18 protein-coding genes are annotated in these 17,734 nt (G+C 59.9%); 6 read left to right on the forward strand and 12 right to left on the reverse strand.

Annotation, left to right across the window (positions count from 1 at the left end; all coding sequences use genetic code 11):
* Positions 1–10: 10 nt before the first annotated feature.
* The 5 genes from HYPDE_RS08585 to HYPDE_RS08605 all read right to left on the reverse strand — a co-directional run bounded on the left by HYPDE_RS08585 (position 11) and on the right by HYPDE_RS08605 (position 8,816).
* Positions 11–1,330 (reverse strand): SAM-dependent methyltransferase, encoded by a 1,320-nt coding sequence (locus tag HYPDE_RS08585; protein WP_244437812.1) that lies wholly within the window; start codon positions 1,328–1,330, stop codon positions 11–13.
* Between the two features lie 71 nt (positions 1,331–1,401).
* A complete protein-coding gene (locus HYPDE_RS08590) occupies positions 1,402–2,706 on the reverse strand; it encodes an acetyl-CoA C-acetyltransferase (protein ID WP_015598034.1) in 1,305 nt (434 codons plus the stop codon).
* Positions 2,707–2,742: 36 nt separating this feature from the next.
* Complete coding sequence (locus HYPDE_RS08595; protein WP_015598035.1) at positions 2,743–4,755, reverse strand: 3-hydroxyacyl-CoA dehydrogenase NAD-binding domain-containing protein; 2,013 nt, start codon at positions 4,753–4,755, stop codon at positions 2,743–2,745.
* 32 nt (positions 4,756–4,787) lie between these two features.
* Positions 4,788–7,265 (reverse strand): acyl-CoA dehydrogenase, encoded by a 2,478-nt coding sequence (locus HYPDE_RS08600; protein WP_015598036.1) that lies wholly within the window; start codon positions 7,263–7,265, stop codon positions 4,788–4,790.
* A gap of 237 nt (positions 7,266–7,502) precedes the next feature.
* Complete coding sequence (locus HYPDE_RS08605; protein WP_015598037.1) at positions 7,503–8,816, reverse strand: NAD(P)/FAD-dependent oxidoreductase; 1,314 nt, start codon at positions 8,814–8,816, stop codon at positions 7,503–7,505.
* Between the two features lie 178 nt (positions 8,817–8,994).
* On the opposite strand from HYPDE_RS08605, the gene soxY reads away from it, so the two are divergent.
* The 3 genes from soxY to HYPDE_RS08620 all read left to right on the forward strand — a co-directional run bounded on the left by soxY (position 8,995) and on the right by HYPDE_RS08620 (position 10,133).
* Entirely contained in the window at positions 8,995–9,483 is a 489-nt protein-coding gene (gene soxY / locus HYPDE_RS08610; protein WP_015598038.1) for a thiosulfate oxidation carrier protein SoxY, read from the forward strand.
* 10 nt (positions 9,484–9,493) lie between these two features.
* Positions 9,494–9,817, forward strand: a complete 324-nt coding sequence (soxZ, locus tag HYPDE_RS08615; protein ID WP_015598039.1) for a thiosulfate oxidation carrier complex protein SoxZ — start codon at positions 9,494–9,496, stop codon at positions 9,815–9,817.
* A 76-nt stretch (positions 9,818–9,893) separates the two neighbouring features.
* Positions 9,894–10,133 carry a hypothetical protein gene (locus HYPDE_RS08620; protein ID WP_015598040.1) on the forward strand — a complete coding sequence of 80 codons (240 nt, stop codon included), beginning with the start codon at positions 9,894–9,896 and terminating at the stop codon, positions 10,131–10,133.
* 25 nt (positions 10,134–10,158) lie between these two features.
* Here the strand turns inward: HYPDE_RS08620 and cimA are convergent, their stop codons facing one another.
* The 7 genes from cimA to HYPDE_RS08655 all read right to left on the reverse strand — a co-directional run bounded on the left by cimA (position 10,159) and on the right by HYPDE_RS08655 (position 15,634).
* Positions 10,159–11,778 (reverse strand): citramalate synthase, encoded by a 1,620-nt coding sequence (gene cimA, locus HYPDE_RS08625; protein ID WP_015598041.1) that lies wholly within the window; start codon positions 11,776–11,778, stop codon positions 10,159–10,161.
* Complete coding sequence (locus HYPDE_RS08630) at positions 11,775–12,290, reverse strand: GNAT family N-acetyltransferase (protein ID WP_015598042.1); 516 nt, start codon at positions 12,288–12,290, stop codon at positions 11,775–11,777. The genes cimA and HYPDE_RS08630 overlap by 4 nt, the downstream gene beginning before the upstream one ends.
* 175 nt (positions 12,291–12,465) lie before the next feature.
* Positions 12,466–13,107: a GTP cyclohydrolase II gene (locus HYPDE_RS08635; RefSeq protein WP_041321047.1), complete on the reverse strand. Its 642-nt coding sequence runs from the start codon at positions 13,105–13,107 to the stop codon at positions 12,466–12,468.
* Positions 13,108–13,314: 207 nt separating this feature from the next.
* Entirely contained in the window at positions 13,315–13,752 is a 438-nt protein-coding gene (locus HYPDE_RS08640; RefSeq protein ID WP_015598044.1) for a CoA-binding protein, read from the reverse strand.
* The gene (locus tag HYPDE_RS08645; RefSeq protein ID WP_015598045.1) at positions 13,749–14,192 is read right to left on the reverse strand and encodes a VOC family protein; all 444 of its coding nucleotides are present in this window, start codon (positions 14,190–14,192) and stop codon (positions 13,749–13,751) included. Before HYPDE_RS08645 ends, HYPDE_RS08640 begins: the two co-directional genes overlap by 4 nt.
* Positions 14,185–14,997, reverse strand: a complete 813-nt coding sequence (locus HYPDE_RS08650) for an enoyl-CoA hydratase (protein ID WP_015598046.1) — start codon at positions 14,995–14,997, stop codon at positions 14,185–14,187. Before HYPDE_RS08650 ends, HYPDE_RS08645 begins: the two co-directional genes overlap by 8 nt.
* A 43-nt stretch (positions 14,998–15,040) precedes the next feature.
* The gene (locus HYPDE_RS08655) at positions 15,041–15,634 is read right to left on the reverse strand and encodes a hypothetical protein (RefSeq protein WP_041320221.1); all 594 of its coding nucleotides are present in this window, start codon (positions 15,632–15,634) and stop codon (positions 15,041–15,043) included.
* Between the two features lie 456 nt (positions 15,635–16,090).
* Here HYPDE_RS08655 and queD point away from each other — a divergent pair, with 456 nt between their 5' ends.
* The 3 genes from queD (at position 16,091) to rpsI (ending at position 17,704) form a co-directional block, all read left to right on the forward strand.
* Positions 16,091–16,480, forward strand: a complete 390-nt coding sequence (gene queD / locus HYPDE_RS08660) for a 6-carboxytetrahydropterin synthase QueD (RefSeq protein ID WP_015598048.1) — start codon at positions 16,091–16,093, stop codon at positions 16,478–16,480.
* Positions 16,481–16,757: 277 nt separating this feature from the next.
* Complete coding sequence (gene rplM, locus HYPDE_RS08665; RefSeq protein WP_015598049.1) at positions 16,758–17,219, forward strand: 50S ribosomal protein L13; 462 nt, start codon at positions 16,758–16,760, stop codon at positions 17,217–17,219.
* Positions 17,220–17,224: 5 nt separating this feature from the next.
* Positions 17,225–17,704 (forward strand): 30S ribosomal protein S9, encoded by a 480-nt coding sequence (gene rpsI, locus HYPDE_RS08670; protein ID WP_015598050.1) that lies wholly within the window; start codon positions 17,225–17,227, stop codon positions 17,702–17,704.
* Positions 17,705–17,734 lie beyond the last annotated feature (30 nt).

Below are 17,734 nucleotides of genomic sequence, written 5' to 3' on the forward strand. Positions count from 1 at the left end.
GCGAGCGCACTCAGCGATACAAGTCAGCCCGCGTCGGCGGCAGCGGCGGTGGGCGCTTGGCGGACTTCGACGCGAGCGTCTGGAACAGCCTCAACGACCCGCGCGAGAACCCGAGGCTGACACCGGCGAGATACGCAACCCAAATCCGGTACTTCTCTTCGCCCACATAGCGAATGGCTTCGTCCTTTCGCGCCGTCAATCGCTCGCACCAGAGCTGACACGTGCGCGCGTAATGCATCCGCCATGCTTCGACGTCCTGGACCTCGAACCCGGCACGCTCCATCGCGTTGACCGTGTGCCCGATATCGTCAAGCTCGCCGCCCGGAAAAATATATTTTGCGATTGCCTTCTTTTCGGGCCGCGTCAGCCACTTCCTGGCAGCATTCTTGGATGCGCGATGGGAAATTGCGTGGTTGAGGAACAGCCCGTCGTCGCTCAACAGTGACCGCACCTTGTTCATGTACGCAGGAATATTCTTAAGCCCGATATGCTCGTACATGCCGATTGATGCGATCTTGTCGTACGTGCCTTTCACATTCGAATAATCCGTGAGATCGAACGTGACGCGATCCGCAAGCCCGAGCCTCACGGCCTTTTCGCGCGCGAACGACAGTTGCTCTTCCGAAAGCGTGATGCCATGCGCGGTTACGCCGTAGTGCTTCGCGGCGTGACAGAGAAGTCCGCCCCAGCCCGCACCGATATCGAGCATCCGATCGCCCGGTTTCAGCCTCAGCTTGCGGCAGATCATTTCAAGCTTGTCGTGCTGTGCCTGCTCGATACCGTTCGACCAGTCCGTGTAGTACGCGCACGAATAGACCATCTCCGGGTCTAGGAAGAGCGCATAGAACTCGTTCGAAAGATCGTAGTGAAAGTGAATGTAATCCTTGTTGTCGGCCGTCTTGCGGTGCTCGCTGCTGGCATCTCCACTGAAGCCATAGGCGTCGCGCGTTTCCTTCTTCTTTGTAAAAAGAAACGGCAGAAGATTACGGCCTGCGTTCAAGACGTCGCGCCCTTTGATTTTCGGCGCCTTGCCGTCCTTCTGAAGATTCCGACCGAAGTCGATTAGCGTCCCACCCGAAAAATCGATCCCTTTCTCGATATATTGGCGAATGATCGTATCGAGCCGCGGGCTACGCACGAGCGCCCCGATCACGCCCGGATCGCTGATCGAAATTTCGAAATTCGAGGTCGGTTCCTTGCCGAGCGGCAGTCGCGTGCCGTCCCAGAGCCGGACCCAGGCATTGAGGTCGATGCGATCGGCAACGTCACGGACAAGCGCTCGCGCCGCTTCCAGTTGCCTATCCTGCCCGATACCGATTGCCATACGCATGCCCCTCAGCTTCGTTTATCGCGAGGTGCATAGCTCATTCAAGGCCGCGCGTCTCGGTCGCGATAGGCTATTCAAGCCGCCGCCCGCGCTTCGATCGATTTCGGCGCTTCCATGATCGCAGCAACGCCCATGCCACCGGCGGTGCAGACGGAAATCAGGCCGCGACCCCCGTTAGTCGATAGAATCTTCGCGAGATTTGCGACAATGCGCGCGCCGGTCGCCGCGAACGGATGCCCGAATGCAAGCGATGAGCCCTTGACGTTGAGCTTGGAGCGATCGATCGAGCCGAGCGGAGCGTCCTTGCCCATGTTCTTCCTGCAATAATCGGCATCCTCCCACGCATTGAGCGTGCACAACACCTGCGCCGCAAAGGCTTCATGGATTTCGTAAAAGTCGAAGTCCTGGAGCGTCAGTCCGACACGGTCGAGCATTTTCGAAACGGCAATCGTCGGCGCCATCAGAAGTCCATCACCACCAACGAAGTTGTTGGCGATGTGCTGCCCGTGGGCGAGATAGGCGAGGACCGGCAGGTTGTGCGCTTTCGCCCAGTCTTCCGATGCCAGGAGCACCGAAGCCGCGCCATCCGTCATTGGCGTCGAGTTGCCTGCAGTCAGCGTGCCGCGTTCCGATTTCTCGAACGCCGGTTTCAGCGACGCGAGCTTTTCAATCGAGATGTCGGGGCGAAGATTGTTGTCGCGATAAACGCCCGCACACGGAACGATCAAATCGTCCATATAGCCTTCGTCATAGGCTGCGGCGCCCTTCTTGTGGCTCGCGTGAGCAAATGTGTCCTGGTCGGCGCGCGAGATCTTCCATTCCTGCGCCATCAGCTCACAGTGCTGGCCCATCGAAAGCCCGGTGCGCGGCTCCGCGACGGCGGGCGGCTGTGGCGCGAGTTCGGCGGGCGAAAGCCCCTTGAAGGCCCGGACCTTATCCAGCGCCGTCTTGCTCTGGCCAACCTGCACGAGGCGCTTCGAAAATTTCTTCGAAAACACGATCGGCGCATCGGACGTCGTATCTGAACCGACGGATATCGCACACTCGATCTCGCCGCTCGCAATCTTGCCCGCCGACATCAGCGCTGCCTGCAGCGACGTTCCGCACGCCTGGATCAGCGTCACGCCCGGCGTCGATGGCGAGAGCTTCGACGACAGCACCGCTTCGCGCGCCAGATTGAAATCCCGCGAGTGCGTGACGACCGCCCCGCCGACGACTTCATCGATGTGCTGACCCTTGAGGCCAAACCGGTCGACCAGACCGTTCAACGCCGCCGTCATCATCTCGAGGTTCGAGAGATCGGCATAAAGGGTATTGGAACGGCAGAAGGGAATCCGGATACCGCCGATCACCGCAACGCGCCGAAGCTCTCGTGTCATTTAAATCTCCGTTGGAGTCTCGATGTGAGAAATCGGCTATTCGGCTGCCGCGCGGGCGGTTGTTGCCTTCGCTCCGGGATGAGTTTTCTTGTAGTGCAGCGGACCGCCACGGAATGGCGCGAAGCCGGTCCCGAAAATCATGCCCGCATCGACGAGATCGGCCGACTCGACGACGCCTTCGTCAAGCGTCTTCTGCGCTTCTGCGATCATCGGCTCGACCAGCTCGCAGCCGAGCTTGTCGAGTTCGGCTGTCGAGAACTTGGCGTCGGACTTGACCGGCTTCCCATCCTTCCAGACGTAGAACCCTTCGCCCGTCTTCTTGCCGAGACGGCCGGATGCAACGAGCCTTGCGAGACGTGAACCCTCGCTCGGGTGACCAAGAATCTCGGCGACGTGCGCGCAGATGTCGAGGCCAACGTTGTCGGCGAGCTCGATCGGGCCCATCGGCATTCCGAACGCCCGCACGGCTTCGTCGATCTTTTCCTTGTCCTCGCCTTCTTCGAGACGCTTCATCGCCGCGAACATGTAAGGCGTCAGAACCTTGTTGACCATGAAGCCGGGCACGTCCTTCGTGATCAGCGGGAACTTGTCGATGGCGGTGACGAAGGTTGCGCCCTTTTTCACTTCTTCGTCACGAGTTTGGGCGCCTCGCACGACCTCGACCAGCGGCATCTGCGGTACAGGCGAGAAGAAGTGCAATCCGATCAACCGGCCCGGGTCTTTCATCGGCGCGGAAATATCTTCGAGCTTCAAGGATGAGGTGTTCGTCGCCAGCACCGCGCCGGATTTGATTTTCGTTTCAAGATCCGCGAACAGCTTCTGCTTGATATCGAGGCGTTCGACAATGGCCTCTATGATGACGTCGGCGCGAGGAATACCCTTGCCCTCGGGATCGGCGATCAGGCGCGCCTTGGCGGCATCGCGCGTCGCCCTTGTCTTGAACTTGCGCGCGAAGAGCTTGCTCTGGGCTTTGATGCCCTTCTCAAGCTGCTCTGGCGAAATATCCTGCAACGTTACTTCCATGCCGGAGGCGACGCAGACACCTGCGATGTCGGCTCCCATCGTGCCTGCGCCGATGACGTGAACGCGGCTCGGCCGCCATTTGAAGCCTTTTGGTGCTTGCGCCTTCAGAAGCTCCGTAAGTCTGAACACGCGCCGCAAATTGCGCGACGTTTCCGAAACCATCAATGGCGCGAACGCCTTCGTTTCGGCCTTCTTCATCGCATCGAGATCGCCGCCCTCTTTCTCAAAGAGATCGATCAGCCGGAATGGTGCAGGATAGTGATCTTCGCGGACTTTTTTTGCTGTTTCCTGGCGCATCTTGCCCGCAAGAAATCCGCGCGCCGGCCATTTGGTCAGCAGCATTTTTGCCAGGCCGGCAGACTGCGAACGCCGGTTCTGCAGAACCGCTTTCCTCGCTGCCCAATGCAGTTCGCCCGCGCTGCCGACGAGCTGGTCGATGAACCCTTGCGCCTTCGCGACGGTCGCACGGATCATGCCACCGGTCAGCATGGCCTGCATGGCCGCCATCGGCCCGGCTTGCTTGATCGAACGTGCAGTGCCATTGAAGCCCGGGAAAATTCCGAGCTTGACCTCCGGGAAGCCGATGCGCGTCGAGTCATCGCGCGTCGCGATCCGGTAATGACAGGCAAGGATCAGCTCCAATCCGCCACCAACGCAGACGCCGTGTATCGCCGCGACGACCGGGATAGGCAGTTTCTCAATACGATCCAGAAGGGCGTTGACCGGCTTCAGTGCGTTGATGACATCCTGCTCGCTCTGGAACGCCTCGAACTCCCGGATGTCGGCGCCGACGATGAAGCCGCGCTCCTTGCCCGACATGATGACGAGGCCGCGAACTGTCTTGGCGCGTGTTTCCGCTTCGACGCGCTCGATGATGGCATTCAGCTCTTCGATCGGTCGGCGGCCGAGGGAATTCGCGCTTTCCCCTTCCCGGTCGAAGATCGCCCAGGCGATGCTTTCGCCGTCGATTGAAAAGCGCCAGTCCTTCAGGCGGGTGGCTTCCAATTCCGCCGTCGCTTCACTCATTGCTCACCTCAGACTCTGGAACGGGCTATCGCTCACTCCGCGGCCAATTTTTCGGAACCGCGAGCGTTATGGCCAAGCGTCGCGTAATTCGGTTTCAACTCGGCGGGATCGAAATGATCGACTGCTATGACGCGAGCGACAAGCTGCTCGACCTCGCGGAGCTGATCGGTTTCCTCCGCCGAGATAATGCCCTTTGCCTCCGCCTCGGCAAACCAGTCGATACCGTGGTAGCGGCGGACCAGTCCGTCGCGAATGGCTTTTTCAAGTTTCTTTTCGGCAGGCTCAGCCGCAATTACCTTTTCGAGCGTCACTTCCAGGATGCCCGTCGGATCGTTGACGTCCCTGGACACAAAGATGTTGCGGGTCAGCCGGTCGCGGACCTCTCCCGGCTGCAATGCGTGTCTCGCCACCTGATGCGCAAGCGCATCGGACGCAGGCCTGAAGCGCCGCCCAAACGGAAACACGACGACCCGCATCAGAGGCCGCGCCCAGCCGACAGGGAAATTGTCTATGACGCCGCCGACGGCGTCCTGGAAGCGATAGAGCGCATTCTGCGCGACGAGCTCGACGATGTGCTCATCGCCAGCGGGACGGCCGTCATCGTCATAGCGCTTCAAGGTTGCCGAGAGCATGTAAAGCTCGGCGAGGGCATCGGCCATGCGCCCCGTGATTTTCTGCTTCGTCTTGAGACCCCCACCGAGCAGCGCCACGGTCAGATCGGCAACGAAGGCGTAAGACCGGCTAGCACGGGCAAGCTGGCGATACCAATGCGACATGCGCTGCGCACCGTCTGGCGAGGACGCCAGTGCGCCGCCGGAGACGTTATGGACAAACGCGCCGGTGGCATTCGACAGCGAAAAGGCGATGTGGTTGTTGAATGCATCCTCGAAGGCAGCGAGACCGCGCGTGCGATCGGCATCCTGCGCCGCTTGTACTTCCTTATAGAGAAACGGATGCGAGCGCAGCGCGCCCTGCGCGAAGGTGATCAGCGTGCGAGTCAGGATGTTGGCACCCTCGACGGTGATACCGACCGGAACCATCTGATACGCCGACTGCAGATAGTTCGACGGACCGTCGCAAATGCCGCGACCGCCGTGAATGTCCATCGCGTCGTTGACGGCGCGGCGCATTTTTTCGGTCGTCTGATATTTCATCAGCGCCGAGATCACCGACGGCTTCTCGCCGCGCGAAACCATCGCGGCCGTCATCGCACGCGCGGCCTCGTTGACGTAGGCTGTCTCGATGATGCGTACGAGAGGCTCCTCGACGCCCTCCATCCGAGAAACCGGCAATCCGAACTGCTTCCTGATCCTTGCGTAGGCCGAAGTCACGCGAAGCATCATCTTGGCTCCCGCCGTCGCCGACGACGGCAGCGAGATGGCGCGGCCCGCCGACAGGCATTCCATCAGCATGCGCCAGCCGTTGCCTGCCATCACCTCGCCGCCGATCACCCAGTCGATCGGAATGAAAACGTCGCTGCCCCAGTTTGGCCCGTTCGGAAATGCAGCGCCTGAAGGCAGATGCCGCCGCCCGATGTTGACGCCAGGATGATCTGCCGGGATCAGTGCCAGCGTAATGCCGACGTCCTCGCCCTTGCCGAGCAGGTTATCCTTGTCGAACAGACGGAACGCGAGACCGACGAGCGTCGCATTCGGCCCGAGCGTGATGTAGCGCTTCTCCCAGGAAAGCCGGATGCCTAGCGTGTCCTTGCCCTGATAGGTGCCGCGCGTGACATATCCGATGTCGCGCATCGTGGCGGCGTCCGAACCGGACGTTGGGCCTGTCAGTGAGAAGCAAGGCACTTCCTCGCCTTTCGCGAGACGCGGCAGGTAGTAGTGCTTCTGTTCGTCGGTGCCATATTTCTCGATCAGTTCGCCGGGGCCAAGGGAGTTCGGCACCATCACGATCGTCACGATATCGGGAGAGCGCGACGCGATCTTGCCGAGGATCAGCGACTGCGCCTGAGCCGAGAAGCCAAGGCCGCCGTGCTCTTTGGAAATCAACATGCCGAGGAAGCCGTGCTTCTTGACGAAGTCCCAGATCTCGTCCGGGATCTCGCGCAGCGTATGGCGCACCTGCCAATCGCTGATCATGCGGCACAGTTCCTCAGTCGGGCCGTCGAGGAACGCGCGCTCCTCCGCCGAAAGCTCGATGGGCGGGATCGATTGTAGCTTGTTCCAGTCCGGAGTCCCCGAGAAAAGCTCTGCATCAAAACCAACCGTTCCGGCTTCGAGTGCCTGCGCTTCGGTATCGGAAACCTTCGGCAGGATCTTGCGCACCGTCGCAAACACCGGCGCGACGATGAGGCTGCGGCGGAGAGAGGGAATCGAGAGCAGCGCCAAACCGACGAACGGCAGCCACGCGAGCCATCCCAAGGCGCTCGTGCAATCATAAGTCGCGAGCAGCGTCAGAACGCCGACGGCAGCCGCCCATCCCCAAAGAGGCGCACGGATCATGCCGAGCGCGAGAAAGCCGCCCAGCGCCAAAATCAGAAGAACTACGGCCGCCATTTCCGAGGCCTCCTTATGGGAACCGCGGCGCTCTTATAGCGGCTCCGACGGGCGCCCGAGTATCCTAAGTTGGCGTGTACGTCACCTTAACGGCGCCGTAACGACGCCACCGGGTTTGGGTACACCGGGTTGTATTTAATCACGTTTGAGCGACAGCCGCTAACCTTGCAAATCGCAAAACCGTGCCGGCGGCCTCCCGGCCAGATGCTGCGCGAAAAACCTTAAGGACCTGCAAGCCTATGGCCCCGCCATTTGCGGTGTTTCGCCGAAGAGATCGGCGACGATCGTCTGATACCAGTCGCGGCTCTCCTGGTTGGTCTCCTGCCGGACAGCCGGACTGTCATCCGGCTTCGAGATAAACTCATTCTTGCCCTGCAAAAACGGCTTCCCGTTCTTTTCGCCCGGGGAGTAATCGCCGCCGATCTTGGCGCTGTTGCCGGGCGCTACCATCGACCAGCATGTGTTGCGGTATCTGCCCGGCGGCCGCGGCTTGCCGGAGAGATCGGCGACAATATCCGCCGCGACGACGCCTGCCTGGCTGACCGCGGAATAAGCCGACTTTGGCATGTCGGCGGCGATCGCCGCATCACCCAGCACGTAAACATCCTTGGTCTTGGTCGATGTGAAGTTCTGCGGGTTGACCGGACACCAATCGCCGTCCGTCAGCCCTGCCTTGGCCGCGATCGACCCGGCTTTCTGCGCCGGAACGATGTTGGCGAGCGCAGCACGCTCTGTGCGTCCCGATTTCGTCGTCACTTCGCCGGTCTGCGCGTTGACTTTGACTACAGAATAATCGTCGATCTCGTTCGTCAGATTGATCTCGATGATGTCCTTGTAATATTCCTCGAATGCTTCCTCGAAGACCGCCTGCTTCGAAAACGTTTTCTTCGCATCGAAGAGGATCAGCTTGGCCTTCGGCTTCGTTGTCTTGAGGAAATGCGCAATCATGCAGGCGCGCTCATAGGGACCCGGAGGACAGCGGTAGGGATTAGGCGGTGACGACATCACGACCAGTCCACCATCCTGCAGCGCCAGCAGTTTTTCCTTCAGGATCCACGTCTGCTCGCCGCCCTGCCAGGCGTGCGGCATGATTTTCGCGGCTTCGGGCGAATAGCCTTCGATGCTATCGAATTTGAGATCGATGCCGGGCGCAACGACGAGCCTGTCGTAGCCAAGCGGCACCGAGCCGTGCGCCAGCGTTACCGTCTTGGCTGTCGTATCGATTGCAGTCGCCGTGTCGGTGACGACGTTGATGCCACGCTTCTTCACGCCTTCATAGTCGAACGTGATCGACCTGAACGAGCGAAAGCCTCCGAGATAGAGGTTGGAATAAAAGCACGTCGTATACTTTTCCTTGGGCTCGACGAGCGTGACGGCGAGGCCGGGGTCCGCGGTCCTGAGTCTGTTTGCAACCGCCGCACCACCGGGACCACCTCCAATGATCACGACCTTCGCCGGCCCAGCGGAAAGTGCCGGCCGCGGCAGATCTGACGTTGCCGCAACCGCACCCGCGGCCAGTAGCGCAAATTCGCGGCGCGTCATCTTGGACATCTTGCCAACCTCTTTTCGATATTCGCCGGGACAGTCCGATTTTCGATGACGGTACTTTATGGGATGCCCGCCGTTGGAGACCCATTTTTGGCAGGAAGCTGCTCGCCTTATAACTAGAACTTCTGCAACCGGGTGTCTTATATATTCTGAAACACATGTTTTTCTAAAATCGGCTGCAATGCGAGAATTCGCAAAAATTTCGAGACTCAACCGCCGGCAGTTTCTGATATCGGCGACGGCGGCAGCCGGGTTTCTGTCGCTGATCGCCGGACGCGCCGATGCCGATGCCCCAGCACTCGAACGCAGCAAACAATTCGAGGAAACCTTTGCGAAGCTCACCCGGGGCGCAACCCCTGTCGCCAACAAGATCACTGTCGACCTCCCCGAACTTGCCGACAACGGCAATTTCGTGCCCATAACGATGATCGTCGATAGCCCGATGACGGATGCCGACTACGTCAAAGCCATACATCTCGTCTCGACCGCGAACCCGGTCGCGCTCGTCGCGACGTTTCATCTCTCGCCAATTAACGCGATTGCGCGCGTCCAGAGCCGGATGAGGCTCGCAAAAACGCAAGATGTCATCGTCCTTGCCGAACTCTCGAGCGGCCAGATGCTGATGTCGACGACGATGGTCAAGGTGACCATCGGCGGCTGCGGAGATTGAGGGAAAAGCCATGGCCGCAAATCCGCGCATCAAGCTACCCGACAGCGCCAAGATCGGCGACGTCATCGAGGTCAAGACGCTCATCACGCACGTCATGGAAACGGGCAACCGTCACGACAAGTACGGCAAACTGATCCCGCGCGACATCATCAATACGTTCGTCGCAAAGTATGGTGAAGCGCAAGTGTTCCGCGCCGAGTTCGGCACCGGGATCTCAGCCAATCCCTTTGTTTCATTCCGAATGCGCGTGCCGGGACCGGGTGTCTTCGAGTTTGCCTGGACGGATGATCACGGCGTCACGACCGTCGCAACCGCGCCGTTGACACTCACCTAGCCGCACCCGAAATGATCCCGGCATTGACACATGCTTGGGCGACGGAAAGTGTTCCCTGAGCGCAATAGGACATCGCATGCATAGAGCGGCCCGCACCTTTCTGATCGTCATCATCGCCGGGGTGATTTTGTTCGGCCAACGCTGGTATTCGTATGTGACCAACAAGACGAGCCCTTACGACGAGGCCGGCATGGAGCTAAACAGTGCGATGCCTTTGCCAATCAGAAAATGGGGTTGCGATAAGCTGCATGAAACTTTTACAAACGCTCTGCCTCCGAACGGCTGCCGGGCAGAAGACGGTAAGAGCTGGATGTAGTTGACGACACCTCTAAGCGATCCCGTCACGCGACGCGCGCGTTGTCTTTCAGAAGCTTATAGTTGATGCTGTCGAGAAGCGCTTCGAAGCTCGCGTCGATGATGTTCGTCGAGACACCGACCGTCGTCCAGCGCTCACCCGTTTCGGTGTCGTGGCTTTCGACGAGCACGCGCGTCACCGCATCGGTGCCGCCGTTCGGCGTGTGGGTCAGAATGCGGACCTTATAGTCCACGAGTTCCACGTGATCGATATGCTTTTGATAGCGGCCGAGGTCGCTGCGCAGCGCCTTGTCGAGCGCGTTGACCGGGCCGTTGCCTTCTCCGACCGAAACCAGCGGATCGTGCTCGCCCGCAATTGAAACTGTCACAACAGCTTGAGCATGTGTGCCGCTACCGTTGAGCGCTCGATTGCGCTCGACGGTGACGCGAAATGAATCGACGGAAAAGAAGCGCGGCACGCTGGCGAGCGAGCGGCGTGCAAGAAGCTCGAAGGATGCTTCCGCCGCTTCGTAGGAATAACCTTGATCCTCACGTGACTTGATTTCATCGAGAAGCGCCTGCACACGAGCATCTTCCTTGTCGGACGGCAGGCCGAAGCGCTCGAGCGCTGCCGTCAACGACGAGCGGCCGCCCTGCTTCGACACCAGAATACGCCGTTCGTTGCCGACGCTTTCGGGCGGCACGTGCTCATAGGTCTCCGGCGCCTTGATCAACGCCGACGCGTGAATACCAGCCTTTGTCGCGAAGGCGCTCTCGCCCACATAAGGGGCATGCCGGTCTGGCGCTTCGTTCAGAACTTCATCGAGCACGCGGCTGGCATGAGTGAGGGTCCGCAATTTTTCAGGCGTGACACTGGTCGCAAACGCATCGGCAAACTCGCTCTTCAGCAGCAGCGTCGGAATGATCGACGTGAGATTGGCGTTGCCGCAGCGCTCGCCGAGGCCATTGAGCGTTCCCTGGATCTGCCGGCATCCGGCGCGCACCGCCATCAGCGTATTGGCAACCGCGTTCTCCGTGTCGTTGTGCGTATGAATTCCGAGGTTCTTGCCCGGCACGTGCTTCGCGACATCGGCGACGATGCGCTCGATTTCGTGCGGCAGCGTCCCGCCGTTCGTGTCGCAGAGAACCACCCAACGCGCGCCCGCCTGGAAGGCCGTCTTCGCGACCTCCAACGCGTAATCGCGATTGCTCTTATAGCCGTCGAAGAAGTGCTCGCAGTCGATCATCGCCTCGCGCTGCGTCTCGACGACAGCGCGGACCGACTGCTCCACGCACTCGAGATTTTCTTCCTTCGAGATGCCGAGCGCGACCCGTACCTGATAATCGGACGACTTGGCGACAAGGCAGATGCTGTCCGCAGACGATTGCAGAATGGCTTGCAGCCCTGGATCGTTCGAGACCGAGCGCCCGGCGCGCTTCGTCATGCCGAACGCAGTAAAGCGCGCCGACTTCAACTCCGGCCGCGAGGTAAAAAACTCGCTGTCGGTCGCATTGGCGCCGGGGTATCCGCCCTCGATATAATCGACACCAAGTTCGTCCAGCACGTGCATCAGGCGGCGCTTGTCTTCAAGCGAGAAATCGACGCCGGTCGTCTGCGCGCCGTCGCGCAACGTCGTGTCGAAGAGATAGAGGCGTTCTTTACTCATGACGGTTTGGCCGTCGCCGGCGCCTTCGATTTGCTGTCTGCGAGCGGCTTTATCATGGTCGTGTTGGAAAGCCACTGGTCATCGCGCGGCATGGAGTTGCGCTGCACTGCCGTATAGCCCCGGCGCTCGAAAAACGGTACCGACGAATCGCTGGCATCGACCATCACCGCTTTCGCGCCACGTGCCCCGGCGATCTTTTCGAGAGCATCGGCAATCGCCGTTCCAACCCCCTCGCCCGCGAAATCCGGATGCACATAAAGCATATCAATCGTTTTATTGTCCTTAAGAGACCCGAAACCGAGGTATTCGCCGTCAAGATGCACGACGAGTGTCAGCATCCCGCCAAGGCGGGCGCGGAACTCGGCCGCATCCTCGGCACTCGCCGCCCAGGCCAGCCGCTGGTCCTCGTCGTAGTCGTCGACTGTCAATTCTTCGATGCTCTGCGCGAAAAGATCGCGCAGCGCCATCGTATCGGCTGGCAGAAACGGCCGAAGCGGAAAATCGTCGGACATAAGGCGTCGATCGCGAAAAGCGCCGGCCTGACCGGCTGGGAAAGCATCTCATTGAACCAAGGCCCGGCCTATCGTCATGAGAACGAGTATGCAACCCCTTCAGCAGATCAAAGGCGTCGCGCGTCATCAACGGCGTGACTGTTAACGCCCATCCAGCCAAGCCCCAAGGGCGTGACTAAAGCTTGTGCGCCATGCGCGAGCGCTTCGTTTCGAGGTAGCGCTTATTGAACTTGTTCGGTTTGATGACGAGCGGCAGGCGTTCGACAACACGAATGCCGTGGGACTTCAATGCCTGCTCCTTCGCCGGATTGTTCGACAGAAGCTTGATCTCCGCCATGCCGAGATCGTGCAGCACGCGCGCCGCCAGGCTGTAGTCGCGGCTATCGATCGGCGCCCCGACCTCGATATTGGCTTCGACCGTATCCAAACCCCGGTCCTGCAGCGCGTAGGCCTGGATCTTCTTGAAAAGGCCGATGCCGCGCCCTTCGTGATAGGGCACGTAAACGATAACCCCGAGCGGGACCTCGGTAATGACTTTGAGCGCCGCCTGGAGTTGTTGATAACAGTCGCAGCGCAGCGAATGGAAGATATCGCCGGTTACGCAGCCGGAGTGAACGCGCACGACCGGAATCGGCGGTGAACCGTTTGCCGCATTCGGCTCGCGATGGACGAGCACGACGATCTGCTCCGCGTCCGTCTCACCTTGGTAGGCATGGGCTTCGAGCGTCAGCTCGCGCCCTTGAAATTCGATCGGGAGAATAGTCTCTACCGACCAGTCTGCTGGCAGCTTCACGGACGTCAAGGCACCCGACTTCATCTTTGAGTTGCTCCGGGGATTCTTTACAGGCATATGCTCCATTCCCCGCAGGAAAGCAAAGCCTTGCCGCCGCTGCGTCAAATCCTGTTCCCTGGGGAGCAGCCCGCCGCCGTCGGACATGGGTTTGCGAGCATAAATGGCGACAGCCCCAAGTAAAAGTATAACGCCAGGATGCCGCAGGTCGGCCGGCGAAATCCCATTTTGAGTTTAATGCTCGGAGAGCCGCGACATCTCGATCTTCGGACAGCGATCCATCACGACCGTGAAGCCCCCGGCCCGCGCCTCGGCCGCCGCCTGCTCATTGATGACGCCAAGCTGCATCCAGATGACGCTCGCACCGAGCTTGTCCCTGACCGCGATCGCGTCGCGCACGACCTGCAGCGCCGCGGCGGATGCGCGAAAAACATCAATGACGTCGACGGGCGCCGGGACGTCGGCGAGGCTCGCATAGACCTTCTGCCCGTGAATTGCTTTGTCTGCGATGCCGGGATTGACCGGCCGCACCTGATAGCCGCACTTGATCAGGAACCCCATGACCTGATGACTCGGCCGGTCCGGCTTGGCGCTCGCGCCGACAACGGCAAACGTCTTGACACGCCCGAGGATGGCACGGATGTCGGTATCGCTCAGTCCATCGATGCTCATGCTGCGGGCCCGGGGAGGGTTACACGACCATGTTCATCGAGCGGCATGAAGGGATTGTAAGCGACTTCCCAGACGTGTCCGTCAGGGTCGGCGAAATAACCTGAATAGCCACCCCAGAAAGCTCTCTGGCCGGGCTTCAACAGTTTCGCGCCCGCCGCAACGGCCTCGCGAAGAGCCCGATCGACGTCTGGCTCCGAGTTGACGTTATGCGCCAGGGCAAGGCCGGAAAATCCCGATCCGGCTGCCGCAACGGAAGCGTCCGCGGCAAGCGCCTCCCGGCCGAAGATGGCGAGAACGACGCCGCCAGCGTCAAAGAACGCGACCTCCGGCTGGCTCGCTGCCGACGCCCTGAAACCCAGGGCTTCGTAGAATTTGCGCGAGCGGCCGACATCCTCGACACCGAGGGTGACGAAGGATAGGCGGGGCTCCAAGTCAGGCATCCTTCCAGTCTGGCGAACGCTTCTCGATAAAAGCGCAAATTCCTTCGGCGGCATCGAGCTTCATCATGTTTTGCACCATGACCTCGCTGGCGAAGGCATAGGCCTCATCGAGCGGCATATCTGCTTGCCGGTAGAATGCCGCCTTGCCGATCGCAACCGTCGCCTTCGATTTCGCCGCAATTTTGCGCGCCATGCCGACAGCTTCCGCCTGCGCTTTGCCACGCGCAACGACACGATTGACGAGACCGCAAGCCATGGCCTCGGCCGCCGACAGCGCATCACCGAGAAGCAGCATCTCCATCGCGCGCTTTCTAGATATATTGCGTGACAGGGCGACCATCGGCGTCGAGCAGAAAAGGCCGATGTTGACCCCTGGCGTCGCAAAATCGGCGGCTTCCGACGCGACGGCGAGATCGCACGTCGCAACGAGCTGACACCCTGCCGCGGTCGCGCGCCCCTCGACCGCCGCGATCACCGGCTTCGGACAAGCGACGATCGCCTGCATCATGCTGGAGCAAGCCCGCATGGTTTCGCGAAAGAACGCTTGACCGCCGTCAGTATCAGGACGATGCGCGGTCAGTTCCTTGAGATCGTGACCGGACGAAAACACCTTGCCATTGGCGGCGACGACGATCGCAGCGATCTTCGGATCTTGGCCCAGACGCTCGATCTCGCGGTGAACTGCCGCGATCAGCGCCCGCGACAAGGCGTTGCGCGCATCGGGGCGATTGAGCGTCAACAGCACAACGCCAAGCTCGACCTCCTCGAGGAGAAGCGAAGCGTCATCAGGCAGGCTATCTTGCATCGCGCAATTTTAGCGCCCGGCGTTACGTGTCGCAACCGGCATGCTACTGCAACGCCTTCTCGATCTCGGCCTTATGCGCCTTCACAATCTCGATATTTTCCTTGTATTCGAGCTTTGGTGTCGTGCCGATGGCTTCCGTCAGCTCATCCATAAGCTGCTTTTTGTCGGCATCGGGAATGCTCGAATCTTTTTGAACATCGTCGCGCTCTTTTTTCAACGCTTCGACGGGATCGACAAAATTACCAGTGTTTGAATCGAGCCCCGCCATCACGATCGAGATATTCGCAGCAACGTCATCGAGCTCCTCAAAATTGCCGAACCCATGCTTCGTCGCGATGCTCTCGAGCTCCGTCTGCAGCGCCGGGTCGGGCGTGTCGCCAGCGGCCTGAATCTTCGACGCGATCGCAGCGAGATCCGCCTGCGCTGCGATGAACCGCTTCACCTGCTCCTCCGTCAGCTTGATTTGCTTGACGTCGTCCTGCGGAGCCGGAGTGGCCGCACTGGGCGCAGCCCCGTCTTGTGCAGCGGCGGCGGGCGGCGCAGGTGTCTGCTGCGCGCCGGCCGTTGCGAGCCCAGCCCACAAGCCGACCAGAACCACTCCGAAACGCCCCATCATCTTGGCCATTGAGACCAGCATCGTCTTTCTCCGCGTTGAACCCACCTTGACCACAAGTCCGTCCGGCTGGCGACCTGACACTGCGACTAAGACAAGATTAAGAAAAGCGACAGGCGCGCAGATTAATCCTCTCCCGGACTGCACGAACGAAATGGCGGGACTCCGAAACTTTGGGAAGTACTGCCTTGACAAACCCGCGGGTAATTTCCGCTTATAGTTATAGTGAGACAAACGACGAAGAAAAATGCTGATGCCGCGCCCAGTCGAGTTCCGTTCTGACTTTGCGGGCTATTCTCATGCCGAGGACGATCGCGATCCGAGAGAAATGCCAGGCGCTCCTGGATGCGGCAGAAAAACGCCGATCTGTTATTCGAAAACTTCGTGATTGCCGTTCCGCTCTCCCATAAGGAACCGCGCAAGGACATGAAATTCTTTCGCTACTCGGCAGCTCTCGAAGCACCGATTAAAGGAGGGTAAGTGACCGTTATTCACGACGCAACAAACACTGGCGGCCAGATTGTCCGCGTGACCGCGACCTATTCATTCGAGGCCGCACATTTCCTGCCGAAGGTCCCCGAGGGACACAAATGCCGCCGTCTTCATGGTCACAATTACCGTGTCGATGTCACCGTGGCCGGCGGCCTGGATGCGAGAGGTTTTGTCCTCGACTATGCTGAGCTAGATGCCGTTGTTCAGCCGATCATCGATGAATTGGACCATCGTTGCTTGAATGACATCCCCGGGCTTGACAATCCGACAAGCGAAATTCTCGCCCTCTGGCTTCGGGATCGCATTGCGAAAAAGGCGGGCGCCAAGCCGACGATCCGCGTCTGGGAAACACCGCGCTATCTGGTTGAGGTTGCCTGAGGCCACATTGGCCCGCGACGCGGGGCAAGGGTGCTTTCGGCCAAGGAAACGGTCGTTCAATACCCATTATTAGCACGGTAATATAATACCTTATCGTGGTATCATAATACCGTGCTCCATAAGATGCTGAAAAATAATAAGATTTCAAAGCATGTAAAATTGAACTTGCCATCACGTGACGAATTCAGTATCACGCGCGCTTTCCCGGATCGGCTTCAGTCGGCAACGCGTGTCGCCGTCTCTTGCCATTCATTCCGCCAAGGAGCCTTGAATTCCAATGTCTACCTATGTCGCCAAGCCGGCCACGGTGGAGAAAAAGTGGGTCCTCATCGATGCCGAAGGGCTCGTTGTCGGCCGCCTCGCCGCTCTCATCGCGACGCGCCTCAAAGGCAAACACAAAGCCATCTACACGCCGCACGTCGACTGCGGGGACAACATCGTCGTCATCAACGCTGACAAGGTCGTCTTCACCGGCGCCAAGCGCGAAGATAAGGTCTACTACAAGCACACGGGCTATCCTGGCGGCATCAAGGAGCGCACACCGCGCCAGATCCTTGAGAGCAAGCATCCCGAACGCATCGTCGAAAAGGCCGTTGAGCGCATGCTTGCGCGCGGCCCCCTGCATCGGCAGCTCATGCGCAACCTCCGCGTCTACAAGGGCGGTGAACATCCGCACACGGCGCAGAATCCCGAAAAGCTCGACGTTGCAAAACTCAACCGTAAGAATGTGAGGGTCTGAGATCCATGGCCACCGAAACCAAGACCCTCGCCGATCTCGCGGCTGTCAAGGGCGCAACGTCCGAGGCTGCGCCCGTCCGCACGCAGAAGCTCGATAAGCTCGGCCGCGCCTATGCGACCGGCAAGCGCAAGGATGCCGTCGCACGCGTCTGGCTGAAGCCCGGTAAAGGCGTCATCACGGTCAACGAGAAAGACTTCAAGGCCTACTTTGCCCGTCCGGTGCTGCAAATGCTCCTGCAGCAGCCGTTGAATATCGCCAACCGCGCGACGCAGTACGACATCCGTATTTCGGTCGTAGGCGGCGGGCTTTCCGGCCAAGCAGGCGCCGTCCGGCACGGCATCTCAAAGGCTCTGACCTATTACGAGCCCGAGCTTCGCGGCGTTCTGAAAAAGCAAGGCTTCCTGACGCGCGACAGCCGTACCGTCGAGCGCAAGAAGTACGGCCGGGTCAAGGCTCGCAAGTCGTTCCAGTTCTCGAAGCGCTGATCTGAACGTCCTCCAGAGCTTGGACAAGAG

The sequence above is a fragment of the Hyphomicrobium denitrificans 1NES1 genome (assembly GCF_000230975.2).
GTDB classification, from domain to species: domain Bacteria; phylum Pseudomonadota; class Alphaproteobacteria; order Rhizobiales; family Hyphomicrobiaceae; genus Hyphomicrobium_B; species Hyphomicrobium_B denitrificans_A.

What these genes read in the sequence shown, in the direction of transcription:
- HYPDE_RS08595 (WP_015598035.1), bottom strand. Translation starts at nt 4,755, where the DNA reads ATGAGTGAAGCGACGGCGGAATTGGAAGCCACCCGCCTGAAGGACTGG.
- soxZ (WP_015598039.1), top strand. Translation starts at nt 9,494, where the DNA reads ATGGCCGCAAATCCGCGCATCAAGCTACCCGACAGCGCCAAGATCGGC.
- rpsI (WP_015598050.1), top strand. Translation starts at nt 17,225, where the DNA reads ATGGCCACCGAAACCAAGACCCTCGCCGATCTCGCGGCTGTCAAGGGC.
- rplM (WP_015598049.1), top strand. Translation starts at nt 16,758, where the DNA reads ATGTCTACCTATGTCGCCAAGCCGGCCACGGTGGAGAAAAAGTGGGTC.
- HYPDE_RS08650 (WP_015598046.1), bottom strand. Translation starts at nt 14,997, where the DNA reads ATGCAAGATAGCCTGCCTGATGACGCTTCGCTTCTCCTCGAGGAGGTC.
- cimA (WP_015598041.1), bottom strand. Translation starts at nt 11,778, where the DNA reads ATGAGTAAAGAACGCCTCTATCTCTTCGACACGACGTTGCGCGACGGC.
- HYPDE_RS08605 (WP_015598037.1), bottom strand. Translation starts at nt 8,816, where the DNA reads ATGTCCAAGATGACGCGCCGCGAATTTGCGCTACTGGCCGCGGGTGCG.
- HYPDE_RS08655 (WP_041320221.1), bottom strand. Translation starts at nt 15,634, where the DNA reads ATGCTGGTCTCAATGGCCAAGATGATGGGGCGTTTCGGAGTGGTTCTG.
- HYPDE_RS08640 (WP_015598044.1), bottom strand. Translation starts at nt 13,752, where the DNA reads ATGAGCATCGATGGACTGAGCGATACCGACATCCGTGCCATCCTCGGG.
- HYPDE_RS08590 (WP_015598034.1), bottom strand. Translation starts at nt 2,706, where the DNA reads ATGACACGAGAGCTTCGGCGCGTTGCGGTGATCGGCGGTATCCGGATT.
- HYPDE_RS08635 (WP_041321047.1), bottom strand. Translation starts at nt 13,107, where the DNA reads ATGAAGTCGGGTGCCTTGACGTCCGTGAAGCTGCCAGCAGACTGGTCG.
- HYPDE_RS08620 (WP_015598040.1), top strand. Translation starts at nt 9,894, where the DNA reads ATGCATAGAGCGGCCCGCACCTTTCTGATCGTCATCATCGCCGGGGTG.
- HYPDE_RS08600 (WP_015598036.1), bottom strand. Translation starts at nt 7,265, where the DNA reads ATGGCGGCCGTAGTTCTTCTGATTTTGGCGCTGGGCGGCTTTCTCGCG.
- HYPDE_RS08645 (WP_015598045.1), bottom strand. Translation starts at nt 14,192, where the DNA reads ATGCCTGACTTGGAGCCCCGCCTATCCTTCGTCACCCTCGGTGTCGAG.
- soxY (WP_015598038.1), top strand. Translation starts at nt 8,995, where the DNA reads ATGCGAGAATTCGCAAAAATTTCGAGACTCAACCGCCGGCAGTTTCTG.
- HYPDE_RS08585 (WP_244437812.1), bottom strand. Translation starts at nt 1,330, where the DNA reads ATGCGTATGGCAATCGGTATCGGGCAGGATAGGCAACTGGAAGCGGCG.
- HYPDE_RS08630 (WP_015598042.1), bottom strand. Translation starts at nt 12,290, where the DNA reads ATGTCCGACGATTTTCCGCTTCGGCCGTTTCTGCCAGCCGATACGATG.